Origin of the sequence: Rhodovulum visakhapatnamense (genome assembly GCF_004365965.1) — a bacterium.
Taxonomy (GTDB): domain Bacteria; phylum Pseudomonadota; class Alphaproteobacteria; order Rhodobacterales; family Rhodobacteraceae; genus Rhodovulum; species Rhodovulum visakhapatnamense.
Genome location: NZ_SOEB01000001.1, coordinates 348,601 through 366,213 on the forward strand (window position 1 = coordinate 348,601; position 17,613 = coordinate 366,213).

Consider the following 17,613-nt stretch of genomic DNA (forward strand, 5'->3'; position numbering starts at 1 on the left):
GGGCAAACGGTCATTCGGCCGCGACCTGGCGCGGCTTCAGCATGTCCTTGAGATAGCGCCCGGTATGGCTGGCCTCGCAGGCCGCGACCTCTTCGGGCGTGCCCTCGGCCACGATCCGGCCGCCGCCATCGCCGCCTTCGGGGCCGATATCGATGATCCAGTCGGCGGTCTTGATGACGTCGAGATTATGCTCGATCACCACGACCGTATTGCCCTGATCGACCAGCTCGTGCAGCACTTCGAGCAGTTTCCGCACATCCTCGAAATGCAACCCCGTGGTCGGTTCGTCGAGGATATACAGCGTCCGCCCCGTGGCGCGTTTCGACAGTTCCTTCGACAGCTTCACGCGCTGCGCCTCGCCGCCCGACAGCGTCGTCGCCTGCTGGCCGACCTTGATATAGCCCAGGCCCACATGCATCAGCGCATCCATCTTCTCGCGGATCGAGGGCACCGCCTTGAAGAAGTCCTGCGCATCCTCGACCGTCATGTCGAGAACGTCGGCAATACTTTTGCCCTTGAACCGGATCTCAAGGGTTTCGCGGTTATACCGTGCCCCATGGCACGTTTCGCAAGTCACATAGACATCGGGCAGGAAGTGCATCTCGATCTTGATGACCCCGTCGCCCTGGCAGGCCTCGCAGCGCCCGCCCTTGACGTTGAAGCTGAAGCGCCCTGGTTTATAGCCGCGCGCCTTGGCCTCGGGAAGCCCGGCGAACCAGTCGCGGATTGGCGTGAAGGCGCCGGTGTAAGTCGCGGGGTTTGACCGCGGGGTGCGGCCGATGGGCCGCTGGTCGATGTCGATCACCTTGTCCAGATGCTCGAGCCCCTTGATCGTTTCGCAGGGCGCGGGCGTCTGGCGCGCCCCGTTCAGCCGCATCGAGGCCGTCTTGAACAGCGTCTCGATGGTCAGGGTCGACTTGCCGCCGCCGGAAACGCCGGTGACGCAGACGAACTTGCCCAGCGGAAAGCGGGCCGTCACCTCATGCAGGTTGTTGCCCGTGGCCTTGACCACGGTCACCGCCTTGCCGTTGCCGGGGCGCCGTTCGGTCGGCACCGCAATCTCGCGCGTGCCCGACAGGTACTGCCCGGTGACCGAGGCCGGGTCGGCCGCGATTTCCTCGGGCGTGCCGCGGGCCACGATCTGCCCGCCATGCACCCCCGCGCCGGGCCCGAGGTCCAGCACGTAATCGGCCTCGCGGATCGCCTCTTCGTCATGCTCGACCACCAGCACCGAATTGCCCTGGTCGCGCAGGTTCTTCAGCGTGGTCAGAAGCCGCCCGTTATCGCGCTGATGCAGCCCGATCGAGGGTTCGTCGAGAACGTACAGCACGCCCGTCAGCCCCGACCCGATCTGGCTGGCCAGCCGGATCCGCTGGCTTTCGCCGCCCGACAGCGTGCCCGAGTTCCGCGCCAGCGTCAGGTAGTCGAGCCCCACATTGTTCAGGAATCCCAGCCGCTCGCGGATCTCCTTGAGGATCGCGCGGGCGATCTCGTTCTTCTGGTTGGTCAGATGCTCGGGCACCGTCTGCACCCAGGCATGGGCCTCGCGGATCGACATCTGCACCACCTGGCCCACATGCAGCCCGGCGATCTTGACCGCCAGCGCCTCGGGGCGCAGACGGTGGCCGCCGCAGCTCTGGCAGGGGCGGTTGTTCTGGTAGTTCTCGAATTCCTCGCGGACCCAGGCGCTGTCGGTTTCGCGGTAGCGGCGTTCCATGTTGGGGATCACCCCCTCGAAGGGGCGCGTGACCTGATAGACCCGCCCGCCCTCGTCATAGCGGAACGGGATTTCCTCGTCGCCCGAGCCGCGGAGGAAAACCTGCTGCACCTTCGCGGGCAGATCCTTCCACGGCGTGTCGCGCTCGAACCCGTAATGGCGGGCGATGGCCTCGATGGTCTGGCGGAAATAGGGCGACTTGCCCTTGCGCCAGGGCGCGATGGCGCCGTCATAAACGGTCAGCGCCGCATCGGGCACGACAAGGCGTTCGTCGAAGAACAGCTCGACCCCCAGCCCGTCGCAATCGGGGCAGGCGCCGAACGGCGCGTTGAAGGAAAACAGCCGAGGCTCGATCTCGGGGATGGTGAAGCCGCTGACCGGACAGGCGAAATTCTCGGAAAAGACGATCCGTTCGGGATCGCCCTCGGCGGGCGCGGTTTCCAGCACCGCGATCCCGTCGGCCAGATCCAGCGCGGTGCGGAAGCTGTCGGCGAGCCGGGTCCCGATGCCCTCCTTCACCACGATCCGGTCGACCACCACGTCGATGTCATGCCGGAATTTCTTGTCCAGCGCGGGCGGTTCGTCCAGCTCGTAGAACTGGCCGTCGACCTTGACCCGCTGGAACCCCTGCTTGCGCAGCTCGATGAATTCCTTGCGGTATTCGCCCTTCCGGTCGCGGATGACCGGGGCCAGAAGATGGGCCCGGGTGCCGGGCTCCATCGCCAGCACCCGGTCGACCATGTCCTGCACCTGCTGGGCCTCGATCGGCAGGCCGGTCGCGGGGCTGTAAGGCGTGCCCGCCCGCGCGAACAGGAGCCGCATGTAGTCGTAGATCTCGGTCACCGTGCCGACGGTCGAACGCGGGTTCTTCGAGGTCGTCTTCTGTTCGATGGAAATCGCCGGGCTCAGCCCGCTGATATGGTCGACATCGGGCTTTTCCATCATGTCGAGGAATTGCCGCGCATAGGCCGAGAGGCTCTCGACATAGCGCCGCTGGCCCTCGGCATAGATGGTGTCGAAGGCCAGGCTCGACTTGCCCGAGCCCGACAGCCCGGTGATCACCACCAGCGCGTCGCGCGGAATGTCGACATCGACATTCTTGAGATTGTGCTCGCGCGCGCCGCGCACCTCGATCCGTTTCAACTCGGCCATCGTCGCCCCCGGGAATGGTGGGTAAGAAATAGGTGACCTTGGGGCGATCTCCAACCGGAAAATGAGAACAGGTCAGGAACATGCGCCATCGGGTGCGCTGCGGCCCCGTGCGCGCTTAACATTCGGGCCGGTCCCCCTATAGTGCGGCCGAATCTTTCAGGACAGGAGGGCGCGATGCTCAAATGGTTCGACCTCATGGCAAAGGTCTACCCCTATATCGAGGAGATTCGCGCCAAGGATGCCAGTGTCCATGCCGAGAAGGGCGAACTGGTGCTGATCGACGTGCGCGAGATCCACGAGGTGGCACGGTTCGGCAAGGCCAAGGGCGCGCTGCATATCCCGCTGCAGATGATCCGGCACAAGGCCGATGCCAAGAGCCCGCATTTCGACCCGGCGCTCGACCCGGCCAAGAGCTTTGCGCTTTATTGCGAGAATGGCAGCCGGTCGCTGCTGGCGGCGCGGATGATGAAGAAGATGGGCTATGACGACGTCTACAACATGGGCACGTTCCGCGAATGGCTGAACGCCAAGCTGCCGGTCGAGAAATAGGCCCATCCGACAGAGCGGTGGCGCCCCCCGCAGGACGGAGGGCCTGCCGCGGCCGGGCCTAGAAATGGATCGCCCGGTCCCAGGCATCCAGCACGGATTCGTGCATCATCTCGCTCAGCGTCGGGTGCGGGAAGACCGTCTGCATCAGGTCGGCCTCGGTGGTTTCCAGCCCGCGCGCCACGACATAGCCCTGGATCAGCTCGGTCACCTCGGCGCCGACCATATGTGCGCCCAGCAGCTCGCCGGTCTTCGCGTCGAAGACGGTCTTGACCATACCCTCGGGCTCGCCAAGGGCGATGGCCTTGCCGTTGCCGATGAAGGGGAAGCGGCCGACCTTGACCTCATAGCCCTTCTCTTTGGCCCGGGCCTCGGTCAGCCCGACGCTTGCGACCTGCGGGTGGCAGTAGGTACAGCCCGCGATGGACCCCGGCCTGATCGGGTGCGGCTTGCCGCCGGCGATCAGCTCGGCCACCATCACCCCCTCGTGGCTGGCCTTGTGCGCGAGCCAGGGCGCGCCCGCCACGTCTCCGATGGCATAAAGCCCCTCGACCCCGGTCCGGCAATAATCGTCGGTGACGACATGGGTGCGGTCGATCGTGACCCCCAGATCCTCAAGCCCCAGCCCCTCGACATTGCCGACGATGCCGACGGCGGAAATCACGGTATCGACCTCGATCTTCTCGGTCTTGCCGTTCTGTTCGACATGAGCGCCGACCGTGTCGGCACCGCGATCCAGTTGTTTGACCGTTGCCTTTTCGCGGATCTTCATGCCCTGCTTTTCGAACTGTTTCTTCGCGAAGGCCGAGATCTCGGCATCCTCCACGGGCAGAATCCGGTCCATCACCTCGACAACCGTGGTTTCGGCGCCAAGCGTGTTGAAGAAGCTGGCGAACTCGATCCCGATGGCGCCCGAGCCGATGACCAGCAGCTTCTTCGGTTCGTGCGGCGGCTGCAGGGCGTGCTTGTAGGACCAGACCCGCTTGCCGTCGGCCTCGAGCCCCGGCAGGTTCCGCGCCCGGGCACCGGTCGCCAGAACGATGGCCCTGGCGGTCAGCTCTTCGGTGCCCTTGTCGGTCTTGACCGAAACGCGGCCCTTCTCGGGCAGCGTGGCCTCGCCCATCACCACGGTGACCTTGTTCTTCTTCAGCAGATGCCCGACGCCCGAGGCCAACTGCTTGGCCACCCCGCGCGAGCGCTTGACCACGGCGGGCAGGTCATAGCCGATGCCCTCGGCCTTCAGGCCGAATTCCCTGGCGCGGTGCATCAGGTGGAACACCTCGGCCGAGCGCAACAGCGCCTTGGTGGGGATGCAGCCCCAGTTGAGGCAGATGCCCCCCAGATGTTCGCGTTCGACCACGGCGACGCTGAGCCCCAGCTGGGCGCCGCGGATCGCCGCCACATAGCCCCCCGGCCCCGCGCCGATCACGATCATGTCGAAGTTACGCGCGGCCATGGCGCCCCCCTGTTCCGGTTCCCGTTTTCTCTTGCGCGCGTGCGGCTTTCCCGAACCGACGCGCAGGACCGCCGCACCCGCGGGCGGGGCGACGGTGTAACAACCTGCGACGGTCGCCTCAGGCCGAGGCGCGCAACTCGTCCAGACAGGCGCCGTAGCCACCCCGCTCGAGGAAGGCGACCTCTTCCTCGGACGAGCCGCGATGCAGTGCGGCATTGCGGAACGGGAAGCGGCCGAAGCGGCGGATCAGTTCGCGATGGGCCTTGGCATGCAGGAGGTTGTCGGCACCGGTCTCGGGCATGCGGGTCAGCATCAGGCGGACGCAGCGGTCCTGGTCCATCAGGCATTCCGAATGCATCAGCGGCATGTAGAAGAACTGCCGCTCGGGCTCGGGGTAGCGCATGTCGAAATTATGTTCGATCGCCTGCTTGGCAGCGGCCCGGGCCAGCGCGTCGGTGGCGAAGGCGCGCCAGTCGCCGCGGAACATGTTGCGCGGAAACTGGTCGGTCAGGATCAGGAAGGCGAAGGCGCCCGCCGGGTTGGTCACCCATTCGTGCAACTCGCCGGAATGGGCCGCTTCCCAGTCGCCCTTGAAGCGTTCGGTGATGGCGGCATCGACCTCGGGATCGGCCTTGTACCAGCCCTCGGGGCCGACGTCTTCCATCCAGAACCTGATGATCTGTTCGCGGCGCGGCATCTGATCCTCCTCGGCCGTAGGCTGCCTGTTCGTGCTGGCCCGGATCGTTTCAGATTTGGCCGGGCGGTTCAAGCCGTCGAACCGGTCAGCCCGGCGTTTGTGCGGGGCCGCCGGGCGGTGGTGTTGGCTGGTCGTCCTGCGCGGCCTCGATGGCGATTTCCTGCGCCAGCTCGACCGCGACCGGCGTGGCCGAGGGCAGGACCGGCGCGTAGCTGCCGGTCTCGTCCACCGGCACCGGCGCGCGCTGGGTCATCCGGAAGGCGGTGAAGACCGCCAGCGAGGCCATCAGCACCGCGATGAAGAGGAAAAAGCCCAAAGGGCCGATGGCGCCCATCGCCCAGCCGGTGACCAGCGGCCCGACGATCGCCCCGACGCCGTTGAGAAACAGCATCCCGCCCGAGGCGGCGGCCATGTCCTCGGGCTGAAGGTAGTCGTTGGTATAGGCGATCAGCAGCGAATAGAGCGGGTTCGACATGCCGCCGATGACGAAGGCCGCAACCAGCAGGGCGCTGTAGCTGCCGCCGACCAGCATCGCGGCGCCCGCGGCGGCGGCGCCGGTGGCGGCGGCCGCAAGGATCAGGGTGCGCCGGTCGATCCGGTCCGACAGCCAGCCGATCGGGTACTGAAAGAGCAGCCCGCCCAGATAGATCGCGGCGACGAAGGCCGAGATCTCGGCCACCGACAGCCCCGCCTCGGACCCGAAGACCGAGGCCATCCCGAACAGCGCCGAGAACACGCCCCCCATCAGGAACACCCCGACCGTCCCGGTGGGCGAGGTGCGGATCAGGTCGCGCAGCTTCATGGGTTTCGCGGTTTCGAAGGGCGGCGTCGGGCTGACCGACAGCAGGATCGGCGCGAACGAGATCGACACCAGCACCGAGGGGATGATGAACAGGATGAACCCGCCCGGATCCGCGGTCAGCAACAGCCCCTGCGCCGCGACGATGCCCGCCATCTGGGTGATCATGTAAAGCGACAGCGCCTGCCCCCGCGTCTCGTTCGTGGCGGAGTTGTTCAGCCAGCTTTCGGCGGTGACATAGACGCCCGAGAAACAGAACCCGATCAGGACGCGCCCGATGGTCCAGGCGACGGGATCGGTCCAGGCCGGGTAGAGGATCAGGACGGCCGATATGAACGAGCCGAGCGCCGCGAAGACCCGGATATGCCCGACCCGGCGGATCATTTCCGGCGCCAGCCGCGAGCCCCCGAGGAAGCCCAGGAAGTAGGCCGACATCACGATGGACATCTCGAAGGTCGAGAAGCCCTCGATCCCGCCGCGGATCCCCAGCAGCGTGCCCTGGATGCCGTTGCCCACCATGAGCAGAAGAATGCCCAGCAGCAGGGCCCAGGAGCTGGCCAACACCTTCAACACGGAAACGTCCTTTCGAGATCTTGCGGTCTTGCGGTCTTACGCGGTCGGGGCGGAGGGGGGATGCCCCGGGCGACCGCTGTCCGGCCGGTCCCGACCCGGCGGAATCAGAAGCGACGCGTCGCCATAGGAGAAGAAACGATATCCATGTTCAACCGCATGAAGGTAAATTTTCCGGATAGATCCGACCCCCATCAGCGCGGAAACCAGCATCAGGAGCGTCGAGCGCGGCAGATGGAAATTGGTGATCAGCGCATCGGTCAGCCGGAACCGGTACCCGGGCCGGATGAAGATGTCGGTCTCGCCCCGCCAGGGCGCGATCCGGCCGGTCTCGTCGGCGGCGGTCTCGATCAGCCGCAGCGCCGTGGTGCCGACCGGAATGATCCGCCCGCCCGCCGCACGGGTGGCGTTGATCTCGGCCGCGGCGGTCTCGGACACCTCGCCCCATTCGGCATGCATCCGGTGGTCGGACACATCGTCGACCTTGACCGGCAGAAAGGTCCCCGCCCCCACATGCAGCGTCACATGGCTGAAGGCCACGCCCTTCGCGGCCAGCGCCGCCAGCAGCGGCTCGTCGAAATGCAGCGACGCCGTGGGCGCCGCGACCGCGCCCGGCCGCGCGGCCCAGACCGTCTGGTAGTCCTCGCGGTCCTGCGCATCGGCCGGGCGGCGGGCGGCGATATAGGGCGGCAGCGGCATCGCGCCGGCCTCGGCCAGCGCCGCGTCGAAGGCAGCCCCCGTGCAGTCGAAGGCCAGCGTCACGTCCTCGTCCCCGCGCGCCGCGACCTCGGCCGAGAGCGCGTCGGAAAACCGGATGCGATCGCCGGGCTTCAGCTTTTTCAGCGGCCTGGCCATCGCCCGCCACTGCCCGCCCGCCGCCGGTTCCATCAGCGTGACCTCGACCCGCGCCTCGGCCGGGCCCTGACCCGTCTGGCGCAGCCGCTGGCCCGACAGCCGCGCCGGGATCACCCGCGTGTCGTTCAGGACCAGACGGTCGCCCGGCCCCAGCAGATCGGACAGATCGCGCATATGCAGATCGCGGATCGTATCGCCCTCGGCCACCAGCAGCCGGGCCGACGAACGGGGCCGGGCCGGGCGCGTGGCGATCAGCGCCTCGGGCAGGTCGAAATCGAAATCGGAAAGTTTCATGGCGTCTCTTTAAGGGTCGGCGCCGGGCGACGGAAGAGCTCGCGGAACATGCCGGGCGTCAGGATCGACAGCGGGTTCACCCCGACCTCGGGATCGGCGGGATTGCCCTTCAGCGAGAAGTTGAAGCCCAGAAGCCCCTCGCCCTTCCGGGTCAGGACCGACCCGATGCCGTTGAACATGTAGACCGGCGACAGCACGCCCCGGAAATCCATCCGCTTCGAGCCGGTCAGGTAGACCCCCTGCAGCGACACCCCCAGCGAGGGTCCGATGGCGCTGCCCTCGCGGATCTCGACGGCGCCCGGCACCAGACGGAACCGCGCCTCGACATTGGTGAAGGCCAGCCCCTCGCCATCCAGCAGTTCCAGCAGGCCCACCACCGAAATCGCGCTGAGAAGTTCGACCATCACCGGCGTGCCGCCGACCCTGAGATTCTCGACATGGGCGGTGCCGTCGTAATGGCCGGGCGTGCCGGTCGGGTTCAGCACCAGATCGAGCGTACCGCCACTGGCGCGCCGGTAGATCCCGGCCGCCCCCAGCACCGCACCGGCATCGGAGGCGCGCACCCGCACCGCCATGCCCGCGCGCGCCGGAACCAGCGTGACCTCGACGGGTGCGGCCCCGGCGACCAGTCCGGTGATCTGGCCCGCGGTTCCGTTCAGCCGGCCCCGCACCCGGGTCAGCTCGATCCCGTCGCCGACCCGCACCCGGTCGAGTGCCACGGCGATCGCGCCTGCCCCCGCCCCGGCACCCCCGCCGGCAGCCCCGCCGAGCGGCGCCCCGGCCAGATCGGCGGTGCCCCCGGTGATCGCCACCGCCGGAGGCTTGCCCGCCCCCTGCCCGGTCAGCGTCACCGCCGCGTCGAGCCAGCCGCCCAGCCGCACCCGCGAGAACCGCGCCGCATCGAGCCCGCCGCCGGGCTTGATCGCGACCGTGCCCTCGGCGGCCAGACCCGGCGCCTCGAAGCTGAGGCCCTCGACGGCGGGGGTGTCGCCAAGCGCCGCCGTAAGCTCCAGCCGCCCGGTCCGGTCCGCCGCCTTCGACCAACGAAGCGCGTCGAGCCGCAGCCCCAGCCCGGCCAGATCCGAGGTCAGCGTCAGCGCGGGCGGCGTGTCCGGGGCCAGCGTCAGCGCGAAAGCCCCGCGCGCGGCGCCGCTCAGGCTGTCTTCGGGCAGGCCGAGACCGAAGGCCGCGTTGGCGCGTTGCGAAAGCTCGACCGTGCCGGTCACCTGCGACGTGCCGTCAGCCCCGGCGCCGGTCGGCTGGGTCCAGACCGCGCGGAGCGGCACACCGTCAAGCGCTGCCTCGCCCGAGATCGACACCGCGTCCTCATCGGCCCGAAACTCGAGCGCGGCGGCCTCAAGGCGGCGGCCCGGGACCAGCGTCTCGGAGACCGCATCGCTCAGGACCCCCTCGACCCGGAAGCCGATCTCGGTCAGCGGAAGATCGCGGATCAGGGGCAGCCTCAGCTCGGTCGAGAGGCGCGCGTGGCCCTCGGCCGGGTTCGCGGGCAGGGTCACGCGGCTGCCCAGCCGCACCGGCGGCAACCCGGTCAGCGCCAGCGCCGCCGGAATCGTGCCGTCGGTTCTCAGCCGGAACACGGCTCGGGCCGGATCTTCGGTGACGTCCGGCACCTGCAGGGTCGAGCCCGCCACATCCACCGTTCCGCCCTCGGGGGCCTCGACCGTGCCGCCCTCGACCGCGACGGTCAGCGTCCGGTCGTCGATCGCCAGATAGCCGCGCCCGTCGCGCAAGGGCGGCATCTCGGGCAGGAAGGTCACCTCGGCGTCGCGGATGCGCGCCCCGAGCGCGGCCCGCAGCGTTCCGTCGGGCGGTCGCCGCAGCCCCAGATGGGCGTCGTAAAGCTCGCCCGCCGACAGCGCGCGGCCCAGCCAGCGCCGCGCGCCCTTGGCGACCGTCACCGGCCAGAGCGCCAGCAGACGCCGGTAATCGACCCGGTCGATATCCGCGCTCATCGCCACATCCCAGCCCTCGGGCAACGCCCGTACGCGCCCCGCGGCGCGATAGGCGGCCTCGCCATCGGTCAGCACCAGCTGCCCGATCCGCGCCTCGAACGGATCGAGTTCGAACTTGATGTCGAGCGCGCCGCCGGAAAACGCCGCCGGGCGTTCGAAGACGCCATCGGGGTCGAGCCCGACCTCGCTGAAGCGGACCTGCGCCACCACCGCCTCGGGCCAGCCGCCCTCGGGCGCAACCAGATCGGCATGGCCTTCGCCCGCGAGCCGCAGGGCCGAGGTGTCGAGCGACAGCCGCCCAAGCTCGATCCGGCCGCTTTGCGCGTTGTAGGTGAAATAGCTTTGGGCCGAGTCGAACCGGATCGGCACCGCGCCGCCCGGCGGGGTCAGCGCGCCCCGCCCGATTTCCAGCGAGGCGCTGAGATCGCCGATCCGCCCGTCGGCGTCGATCTGGCTGCGGATCGCCCCCGAGATCGGCGCCTCGATCAGCTTGAGCGGCGCCAGCGCGGGCGACTGGGTGGCGATGTCGGCGGAAGGCACGTCCGAGAAGCTGGCCGAGAACCGGGCCGCCGGGCTGCCCTTCGACGAGGTGAAACCGAAGGCGAATTCCGAGGCGACGGGGGCCGAGCCCCGCAGCGAGAAGAAGGCCTGCACCGCGACCGTCTCGGCGGTCTGGTCCAGCGTCATCAGCCCGTTCTCGACCCGCCAGGTGCGGCCCGCCCGGGCATCGACATAGGTCAGCGCCAGCCCCTCGACGCTGACCGCGCGCAACGGCGCGAGCGCGGGCGTGTCGAAGGCGCGGTCGATCTCGTCAAGCACCTCGGCCACGCTGCCGCCAAGGCTGAACGGCGCCCCGGTGCCGCCAAGCGCAAGGTCTATGACCCCGTCGGCGCCGCGGCGCAGGGTGAGATCGGCGCCCGTCAGCGCCAGGTTGGAGACCTCGAGCCGCCGTTGCAGCAGCGCGCCCCCGTCGAGCCGCGCATCGGCCCGGGGCAGGCGCAGCACCTCGCGCCCGGCGGCATCGGTCAGCGTCACCCCGCCCAGATGCACCTGCGGGGATTCGCGGCGCGACAGGCTGACCCCCACCCGGTCGAGCCGCAGCACCAGGGGCGACAGACCGGCATTGACCTGCGCCTCGATCCGCGCGGTCGCCCAGTCGGGCAGCGTCACCGTGCGTTCGCTCAGCACCAGCGCCAACAGCCCCAGTGCGCCGGCCAGCATGCCAAGGCTGATCAGCACCCAGAGCCCGAAGCGCTGATGCGGATGCAGCCCGGAAGGGTCCGAGGGGGTGCCTGTGTCGCTCATGCCTCCGGGCGCCCCGCCGCAACGCGGCCCGCCCGCTCCTGTCTTGCCCGCCCGCCCGCGGCGGCTATTCTTTGCCCCGTCGCGCCACACCGTCGCGCTACACCGATGGCGCCCATCTGCCAACCCGTCCCGCCCGTCCTATCCGGGCCCCGAGGAAAGAGTCGACAATGACCGAGACCGGCCAGACCGCCCCCGATTTCACCCTGCCCCAGGATGCGGGCGACCCCGTGACCCTGTCGGCGCAGCGCCCGGCGCCGGTGGTTCTGTATTTCTACCCGAAGGATGACACGTCGGGATGCACGAAGGAAGCCGTCGCCTTTTCCGGCCTGCTGACCGAATTCGAGGCGGCGGGCGCGCGCGTCTTCGGCATCTCGAAGGACAGCGTCGTCAAACATGGCAAGTTCCGCGGCAAGCACGATCTGAGCGTGCCGCTTCTGTCGGACGAGGCTGGCGATGTCTGCGAGCGCTACGGCGTCTGGGTCGAGAAGTCGATGTACGGCAAGACCTATATGGGCATCGAGCGCGCGACCTTCCTGATCGACGACGCGGGCCGCATCGCCCGGATCTGGCGCAAGGTGAAGGTGCCGGGCCATGCCGAAGAGGTGCTGGAGGCGGTTCGCGCGCTCTGACCGCGCCCTGGCGGCGGTCGGTCGCGGCCGCCCGGAACCCACGGCGGGGCGGTGGGCGCCCCGTCCGGCCGGCCGGACCGCCGCCCCTTGCTTTCGGCCCGCTGGCCTGAGCCTGTCAGCCCCTGTGGCACCGCGGCGACAGGTCCGGATTATCCGGATCGAACCTGCGGGGGTAATGCAACTCTTGCGTGTCTATCGGCAGAATTTCGCCACCTTCCGCCTAAGTTTCACCCAAATGCCTGAAAAGGGCTTAAGAACCTTGCGACGGCACAGGGCTCTCAGTAGTCACGGGACAAAGGCGTCCCGGCTGCGGAGCGTCTGAACCGGACCTGAAACGGGCAGATGAGGCAGACATTGACGGCGCGATTCCTTCACCGCATCGATGTGGCGCTCGGGCGCTACCTTCCCGAAAAACGACTGTTCCTCCGGTCCGACGACAGTACGCGTTTCGTCCGGTTGTCGCCTCTGACCCAGGCGGCGGCCCTCTCGGGCACGACGGCGCTTGTCGCCTGGACCATGGTAGCTAGCTCGATCCTGCTGATCGACCAGGTGGGATCGGGCAATCTGCGCGATCAGGCCCGCCGCGAACAGGCGCTTTACGACACCCGCCTGAATGCCATCGCCGCCGAGCGCGACCGCCGCGCCCAGGATGTGCGCGAGGCCCAGGACCGGTTCAACCTCGCGCTCGACGAGGTCTCGAAGATGCAATCGGCGCTTCTGGCCTCGGAGGAACGGCGCCGCGAGCTGGAAACCGGGATGGCCGTGATCCAGAAGACGCTGCGCCGCACGCTTGCCGAGCGCGACGCCGCCCAAGGCCGCAGCCAGGAGCTGGCCGCGCAACTGGCCGGCGAGACGGCGCCCGCCGAAGGGCCGCGCCCGGTCGATGTCCAGCAGACGCTGGCCTTCCTGACCGGCGCGCTCGACCAGACCGCCGAGGAACGCGACCGGATCGCCGCCGACGCGGCCTCGGCCTACGACATGGTCCGCACCATGTCCTACGAACGCGAGCTCGACGCCGAACGCAACGACCAGATCTTCACCTCGCTCGAAGAGGCGCTGACGGTCTCGATGGCGCCGCTCGACAAGATGTTCAAGGCGGCCGGGCTGAACACCAAGTCCATCATCAACCGCGTCCGCCAGGGCTATTCCGGCATCGGCGGCCCGCTGACGCCGCTGTCGGTCTCGACCAAGGGCGCCGCGGCCGACCTGACCCCCGACGAGATCCGCGCCCGGGCGATCATGGGGCGGCTCGACGAAATCAACATGTACCGTATCGCGGCCGAAAAGCTGCCCTTCGCCCAGCCCGTCAAGGCAGGCTACCGGCTGACCAGCCCGTTCGGCGTGCGCGAGCATCCGACGCTGGGCGGCCGGCGGATGCATGAAGGCGTCGACATGGCCTCGGCCTATGGCACGCCGATCCATGCCACCGCCGACGGGGTGGTGGTCCGGGCGCAATGGATGTCGGGCTATGGCCGGATGGTCGAGATCCGTCACGAATTCGGGATCGTCACCCGCTACGCTCACATGTCGAAGATCCGCGTCGAGGCCGGCCAAAGGGTCTCGCGCGGGGACCGGATCGGTGATATGGGAAGTTCCGGACGGTCGACCGGCACCCATGTTCACTATGAGGTGCGCGTCGACGGGAAACCCGTGAACCCGATGACCTATATCAAGGCAGCCAGAAATGTTTTCTAAGAGCAGGATCAACGAGCCCGGGCCCAAGGCCGGCGAGGCCGAGAAGGCAAAGGCGTTCGAGGCGCCCGCCGCTCCCCGCCCCGGCGACAGCCCCCTCCCCACGCCGCCGCGCGCCAAGCCGCCGGCCTCGATGCTGTCTTCCGATCTTGTCGTCACCGGCAATCTCAAGACCACCGGCGATATCCAGATCGAAGGTACCATCGACGGCGACATCTCGGCCCATCTGCTGACCGTCGGCGAGAACGCCACCGTGCGCGGCGAGGTCGTCGCCGATGACGTCGTCATCAACGGCCGGGTGATCGGCCGGGTGCGCGGGCTGAAGGTCCGCCTGACCTCGACCGCCCGGGTCGAGGGCGACATCATCCACAAGACCATCGCGATCGAGAGCGGCGCGCATTTCGAAGGCTCGGTGCAGCGCCAGGACGATCCGCTGAACACCGGCAAGCGGGTGCAATCCGCCCCGGCCGGGCAAGCCGCGCAACCGCAGGCCCGCCCGCAGGGGACTGCCCCCGGCAAGCCCGGCGAGGGCGCGCCCAAGGCCTGAGACGAACCACGAGCTCCGGGGGGGAGGCCACAAGACCCCGCACCGACCGGACAAACGGGCGGGTGGGGTCTTGATCTCCGCAGATCGTCCCGAACGCGTCGGGTCCGATGCCCCGGAACATGAAACAGGATCGAAGGCCGCCCCCGCACGGGCGGCCTTTTCGTTGCGCCGCGCCCTGTCGGCCCGAGACCGGTTTCGAGGGTCCGCTCATCGCCGCCCGGCCCGGCAAGCGTCAGCCGCAATCGCATTGCGCCGCGCTGCGGGAAAACCCTTCGCAGGCCCTGCACTTGCAAAACGGCGCGGTTTTCGCCTCGGGCCAGCGGCGACGTCCTGAACGGACCTCGTCAGTCTCGCGTCGGAGGACATCCAGGAGAGCGCCGAAATCCCGGCATGAGGGACGCGGTCCGCGGCCAGACCCGACCGGCCTGTGCCGCGCGCCAAAGCCGATCTGCCCGACAGCGCCCTGACCGAAGACAGCAACGGCGGCCCCCGCGATCCGGGAGCCGCCCTCCTGTCCTCTGGCGGGCGTCACGGCACCCGCGCGGCGGGTCCGCCGGGGCGGATCACCAGCTGGTCAGCACCGCGCCGTGATACTTCTCGTCGATGAAGGCCTTCACCTCGGGGCTGTGATAGGCCTCGACCAGGGTCTTGACCCAGGGCTGGTCCTGATCGCCGTTGCGCGCCACGATGATGTTCACGTAGGGGCTTTCGGCCTTTTCCATCGCGATGGAATCGTCCCTGGGGCTGAGACCCGCAGCGATGGCGTAATTGGTGTTGATCACCGCGATTTCGGCATCGGCCAGCGCGCGGGGCAGCTGGGCGGCGTCCAGTTCGAGGAATTTCAGCCCCTTGGGGTTGTCCTGCACGTCAAGCGGGCTGGGCACCAGACCGGTGCCCTCGGCCAGGGTAATCAGCCCCAGATCCTGCAGCAGCAGCAGCGCGCGGCCGCCATTGGTGGGATCGTTGGGGATTGCCACGCGGGCCTTTTCGGGCAGCGCGGCCAGATCCTCGATCTTGTCGGAATAGACCCCCATCGGCGTCGTGATGGTGGTCGCGATCTCGACCAGGTCGAAGCCGCGATCCTTGATCTGGTTTTCCAGATAGGGGCGGTGCTGGAAGCTGTTGGCGTCGAGATCGCCATCGGCCAGCGCCTGGTTCGGCACGACATAGTCGGAAAATTCGACCACGTCGATATTCAGCCCGGCACCGGCGGCGACCTTGGCCACCTCTTCCATGATCTCGGCATGTTCGCCGGGCGAGACGCCGACACGGATATCATCGGCCATCGCCGCGGCGGCCGACAGGGCCAGGGCGGAAACGAGAGGGATCAGACGCAGCATGGAACGGTTCCTTTCTTGTCTGCGAACATTCAGTGGCCGCGGTTGCGCGGCGCGCGGCGGTCGACCCGGGCGGCGATCCATTCGCCGGCCGATTGCACGATCTGCACCAGCACGATCAGGATGACGACGACGGCCAGCATCACGTCGGGCATGAAGCGCTGATAGCCATAGCGGATGCCAAGATCGCCCAGGCCCTCGCCGCCGACCGCGCCGACCATGGCCGAATAGCCGATCAGGCTGACCACGGCGAGCGTCAGGCCAAGCGCGATGCCGGGCAGCGCCTCGCGCAAGAGCACCTTGCGGATGATCTGCAAGGGCGTCGCCCCCATCGCACGCGCGGCCTCGATCAGGCCCGCATCGACCTCGCGGATCGCGTTCTCGACCAGCCGCGCGATGAAGGGCGTCGCCGCGATGGTCAGGGGCACGATGGCGGCATCGGTGCCGATCGAGGTGCCGACCAGCGCCCGGGTGAAGGGGATGATGGCCACGACGAGGATGATGAAGGGCACCGAGCGCGCGGCATTCACGACAAGCCCCAGCGCCTTGTTGACGAGCGGTGCCGACAGCAACTCGCCGCGTTGCGAGGTGGCCAGGAACACGCCCAGCGGCAGGCCGAAAACCGTGCCCAGCAGCGCCGACACCGACACCATGTAAAGCGTCTGCAGCGTGGCCTCGACCAACAGCCCGATCAGGTTAGCCGACATAGCCCAGCACCTCCGTCGAAAGCCCGTGGCGGTTGAGATAGTCGCGCGCCTCGGGCCCACGCGCCGCGTCGATGGCGACCAGCAGGTTGCCGAAGGGCCGGGGGCCGATCTCTTCGATGGCACCGGCCAGGATGTTGATGGCGATGCCGCGTTCGGCCGTCATCCGCGCCAGCATCGGATCGGTCGCATGCGCCCCGGCAAAGGTGATGCGGACGATCTCTTCGGCCGGGCCGTGGGGCCGGGCCTCGGTCAAGCGGCCCGCGATGAAGCCCGGCAGGGTGATCCCGGTCACGCCCGACAGGAAGGACCGCGTCGTCGGATGCTGCGGCGTGACGAAGATGTCATAGGTCGCGCCCGCCTCGACGATCCGGCCCTGGTCGATCACCGCCATATGGGTCGCGATGTCGCGGACGACGGCCATCTCATGGGTGATCAGCAGGATCGTCAGCCCCAGATCGCGGTTGATGTCGCGCAGAAGCTCCAGCACCGTCCGCGTGGTTTCGGGGTCGAGCGCCGAGGTCGCCTCGTCCGACAGCAGCACCTTGGGTTGCGTGGCCAGCGCCCGGGCGATGCCCACACGCTGTTTCTGCCCGCCCGACAGCTCGGCCGGATAGCGGTCGGCCTGCGCCTCGAGCCCGACCCGGGCGATCAGGTCGCGGACCCGGGGGCCGATCTCGGCCGAGGGCACACCCGCGATTTCCAGCGGCAGGGCGATATTGCCATGCACCGTGCGCGAGGACAGCAGATTGAAATGCTGGAAGATCATGCCCACGTCGCGGCGGATTGCCCGCAGGGCCGCGCCGCGCGCCCGGCCGACATCGCGCCCGCCCACGGTGACGGTCCCCGTGCTGGGGCGTTCGAGCCCGTTGACCATGCGCAGAAGCGTCGACTTGCCCGCGCCCGACCGGCCGATGATGCCGCAGATCTCGCCCGGCGCCACGCTGAGCGTGACATCGCTCAGGGCCGTGACCTGCCCCTTCCCTCCACCGGCATAGGATTTGCCCACGCCTTCAAAGCTGATCGTCGCCCCGGTCATGCCGTCCCGTTCCGCTGTCACTGTCCGGGCTGTCGGGTGCCCCAAAGCCGCAGCGGACGCAACCCCACAGAGCCCCGGGCGCGCGAGAAAGCGGCCCCGAATGGCCGAATAAGAACCGCCTCCCGACGCGCCGTTGCCCGGGCCAAGACCATTCCGCCCGCCCCGGGGCCACAGGACGATCCGTTCCGCCCTGCCCGCCCCGCCCCGGACAAACGGCCCTGGCCCCCGGTCGGGCGCAGGCCCCGCCGCATCGTCACCCTGCCGGTTGCGGCCCTCGCTCCGCCCCCGAAGAACGCGGCAG

The 17,613-nt window shown here is 68.6% G+C and carries 13 protein-coding genes; 4 read left to right on the forward strand and 9 right to left on the reverse strand.

The annotated features are described in order from the left end of the window. Positions 1-10 precede the first annotated feature (10 nt). Complete coding sequence (gene uvrA, locus EV657_RS01640; RefSeq protein ID WP_113669786.1) at positions 11-2,869, reverse strand: excinuclease ABC subunit UvrA; 2,859 nt, start codon at positions 2,867-2,869, stop codon at positions 11-13. A 174-nt stretch (positions 2,870-3,043) separates the two neighbouring features. Between uvrA and EV657_RS01645 the strand changes: the two genes are divergently transcribed. Beyond that, on the forward strand, positions 3,044-3,418 hold the full coding sequence (locus EV657_RS01645; RefSeq protein WP_113669787.1) for a rhodanese-like domain-containing protein: 375 nt from the start codon (positions 3,044-3,046) through the stop codon (positions 3,416-3,418). 58 nt (positions 3,419-3,476) lie between these two features. Here EV657_RS01645 and lpdA read toward each other — a convergent pair whose 3' ends face one another. The 5 genes from lpdA to EV657_RS01670 all read right to left on the reverse strand — a co-directional run bounded on the left by lpdA (position 3,477) and on the right by EV657_RS01670 (position 11,364). Continuing rightward, positions 3,477-4,871 (reverse strand): dihydrolipoyl dehydrogenase, encoded by a 1,395-nt coding sequence (gene lpdA / locus EV657_RS01650; protein ID WP_113669788.1) that lies wholly within the window; start codon positions 4,869-4,871, stop codon positions 3,477-3,479. 118 nt (positions 4,872-4,989) lie between these two features. Continuing rightward, complete coding sequence (locus EV657_RS01655; RefSeq protein ID WP_075786322.1) at positions 4,990-5,568, reverse strand: DUF924 family protein; 579 nt, start codon at positions 5,566-5,568, stop codon at positions 4,990-4,992. An 85-nt stretch (positions 5,569-5,653) separates the two neighbouring features. Continuing rightward, positions 5,654-6,940: an MFS transporter gene (locus EV657_RS01660; protein ID WP_075786321.1), complete on the reverse strand. Its 1,287-nt coding sequence runs from the start codon at positions 6,938-6,940 to the stop codon at positions 5,654-5,656. A 36-nt stretch (positions 6,941-6,976) separates the two neighbouring features. Beyond that, positions 6,977-8,086 (reverse strand): tRNA preQ1(34) S-adenosylmethionine ribosyltransferase-isomerase QueA, encoded by a 1,110-nt coding sequence (gene queA / locus EV657_RS01665; protein ID WP_134076924.1) that lies wholly within the window; start codon positions 8,084-8,086, stop codon positions 6,977-6,979. Further along, positions 8,083-11,364: a YhdP family protein gene (locus EV657_RS01670; RefSeq protein WP_134076925.1), complete on the reverse strand. Its 3,282-nt coding sequence runs from the start codon at positions 11,362-11,364 to the stop codon at positions 8,083-8,085. Before EV657_RS01670 ends, queA begins: the two co-directional genes overlap by 4 nt. A gap of 167 nt (positions 11,365-11,531) precedes the next feature. On the opposite strand from EV657_RS01670, the gene EV657_RS01675 reads away from it, so the two are divergent. The 3 genes from EV657_RS01675 to EV657_RS01685 all read left to right on the forward strand — a co-directional run bounded on the left by EV657_RS01675 (position 11,532) and on the right by EV657_RS01685 (position 14,232). Next, positions 11,532-11,993 (forward strand): peroxiredoxin, encoded by a 462-nt coding sequence (locus EV657_RS01675; RefSeq protein WP_134076926.1) that lies wholly within the window; start codon positions 11,532-11,534, stop codon positions 11,991-11,993. A gap of 354 nt (positions 11,994-12,347) precedes the next feature. Further along, on the forward strand, positions 12,348-13,688 hold the full coding sequence (locus EV657_RS01680; protein ID WP_425057243.1) for a M23 family metallopeptidase: 1,341 nt from the start codon (positions 12,348-12,350) through the stop codon (positions 13,686-13,688). After that, positions 13,678-14,232: a bactofilin family protein gene (locus tag EV657_RS01685; protein ID WP_075786316.1), complete on the forward strand. Its 555-nt coding sequence runs from the start codon at positions 13,678-13,680 to the stop codon at positions 14,230-14,232. The genes EV657_RS01680 and EV657_RS01685 overlap by 11 nt, the downstream gene beginning before the upstream one ends. A 563-nt stretch (positions 14,233-14,795) precedes the next feature. Here the strand turns inward: EV657_RS01685 and EV657_RS01690 are convergent. Genes EV657_RS01690 through EV657_RS01700 form a run of 3 tightly spaced genes read right to left on the reverse strand, consistent with a single transcriptional unit; the run spans position 14,796 to position 17,312 of the window. Continuing rightward, the gene (locus EV657_RS01690; RefSeq protein ID WP_134076928.1) at positions 14,796-15,572 is read right to left on the reverse strand and encodes a MetQ/NlpA family ABC transporter substrate-binding protein; all 777 of its coding nucleotides are present in this window, start codon (positions 15,570-15,572) and stop codon (positions 14,796-14,798) included. Between the two features lie 29 nt (positions 15,573-15,601). Further along, positions 15,602-16,276: a methionine ABC transporter permease gene (locus tag EV657_RS01695; RefSeq protein ID WP_075786314.1), complete on the reverse strand. Its 675-nt coding sequence runs from the start codon at positions 16,274-16,276 to the stop codon at positions 15,602-15,604. Then, positions 16,266-17,312: a methionine ABC transporter ATP-binding protein gene (locus EV657_RS01700; RefSeq protein WP_075786313.1), complete on the reverse strand. Its 1,047-nt coding sequence runs from the start codon at positions 17,310-17,312 to the stop codon at positions 16,266-16,268. Before EV657_RS01700 ends, EV657_RS01695 begins: the two co-directional genes overlap by 11 nt. Between the last annotated feature and the right edge of the window lie 301 nt (positions 17,313-17,613).

What these genes read in the sequence shown, in the direction of transcription:
- EV657_RS01645 (WP_113669787.1), top strand. Translation starts at nt 3,044, where the DNA reads ATGCTCAAATGGTTCGACCTCATGGCAAAGGTCTACCCCTATATCGAG.
- EV657_RS01685 (WP_075786316.1), top strand. Translation starts at nt 13,678, where the DNA reads ATGTTTTCTAAGAGCAGGATCAACGAGCCCGGGCCCAAGGCCGGCGAG.
- EV657_RS01675 (WP_134076926.1), top strand. Translation starts at nt 11,532, where the DNA reads ATGACCGAGACCGGCCAGACCGCCCCCGATTTCACCCTGCCCCAGGAT.
- EV657_RS01695 (WP_075786314.1), bottom strand. Translation starts at nt 16,276, where the DNA reads ATGTCGGCTAACCTGATCGGGCTGTTGGTCGAGGCCACGCTGCAGACG.
- lpdA (WP_113669788.1), bottom strand. Translation starts at nt 4,871, where the DNA reads ATGGCCGCGCGTAACTTCGACATGATCGTGATCGGCGCGGGGCCGGGG.
- queA (WP_134076924.1), bottom strand. Translation starts at nt 8,086, where the DNA reads ATGAAACTTTCCGATTTCGATTTCGACCTGCCCGAGGCGCTGATCGCC.
- EV657_RS01700 (WP_075786313.1), bottom strand. Translation starts at nt 17,312, where the DNA reads ATGACCGGGGCGACGATCAGCTTTGAAGGCGTGGGCAAATCCTATGCC.
- EV657_RS01670 (WP_134076925.1), bottom strand. Translation starts at nt 11,364, where the DNA reads ATGAGCGACACAGGCACCCCCTCGGACCCTTCCGGGCTGCATCCGCAT.
- uvrA (WP_113669786.1), bottom strand. Translation starts at nt 2,869, where the DNA reads ATGGCCGAGTTGAAACGGATCGAGGTGCGCGGCGCGCGCGAGCACAAT.
- EV657_RS01690 (WP_134076928.1), bottom strand. Translation starts at nt 15,572, where the DNA reads ATGCTGCGTCTGATCCCTCTCGTTTCCGCCCTGGCCCTGTCGGCCGCC.
- EV657_RS01655 (WP_075786322.1), bottom strand. Translation starts at nt 5,568, where the DNA reads ATGCCGCGCCGCGAACAGATCATCAGGTTCTGGATGGAAGACGTCGGC.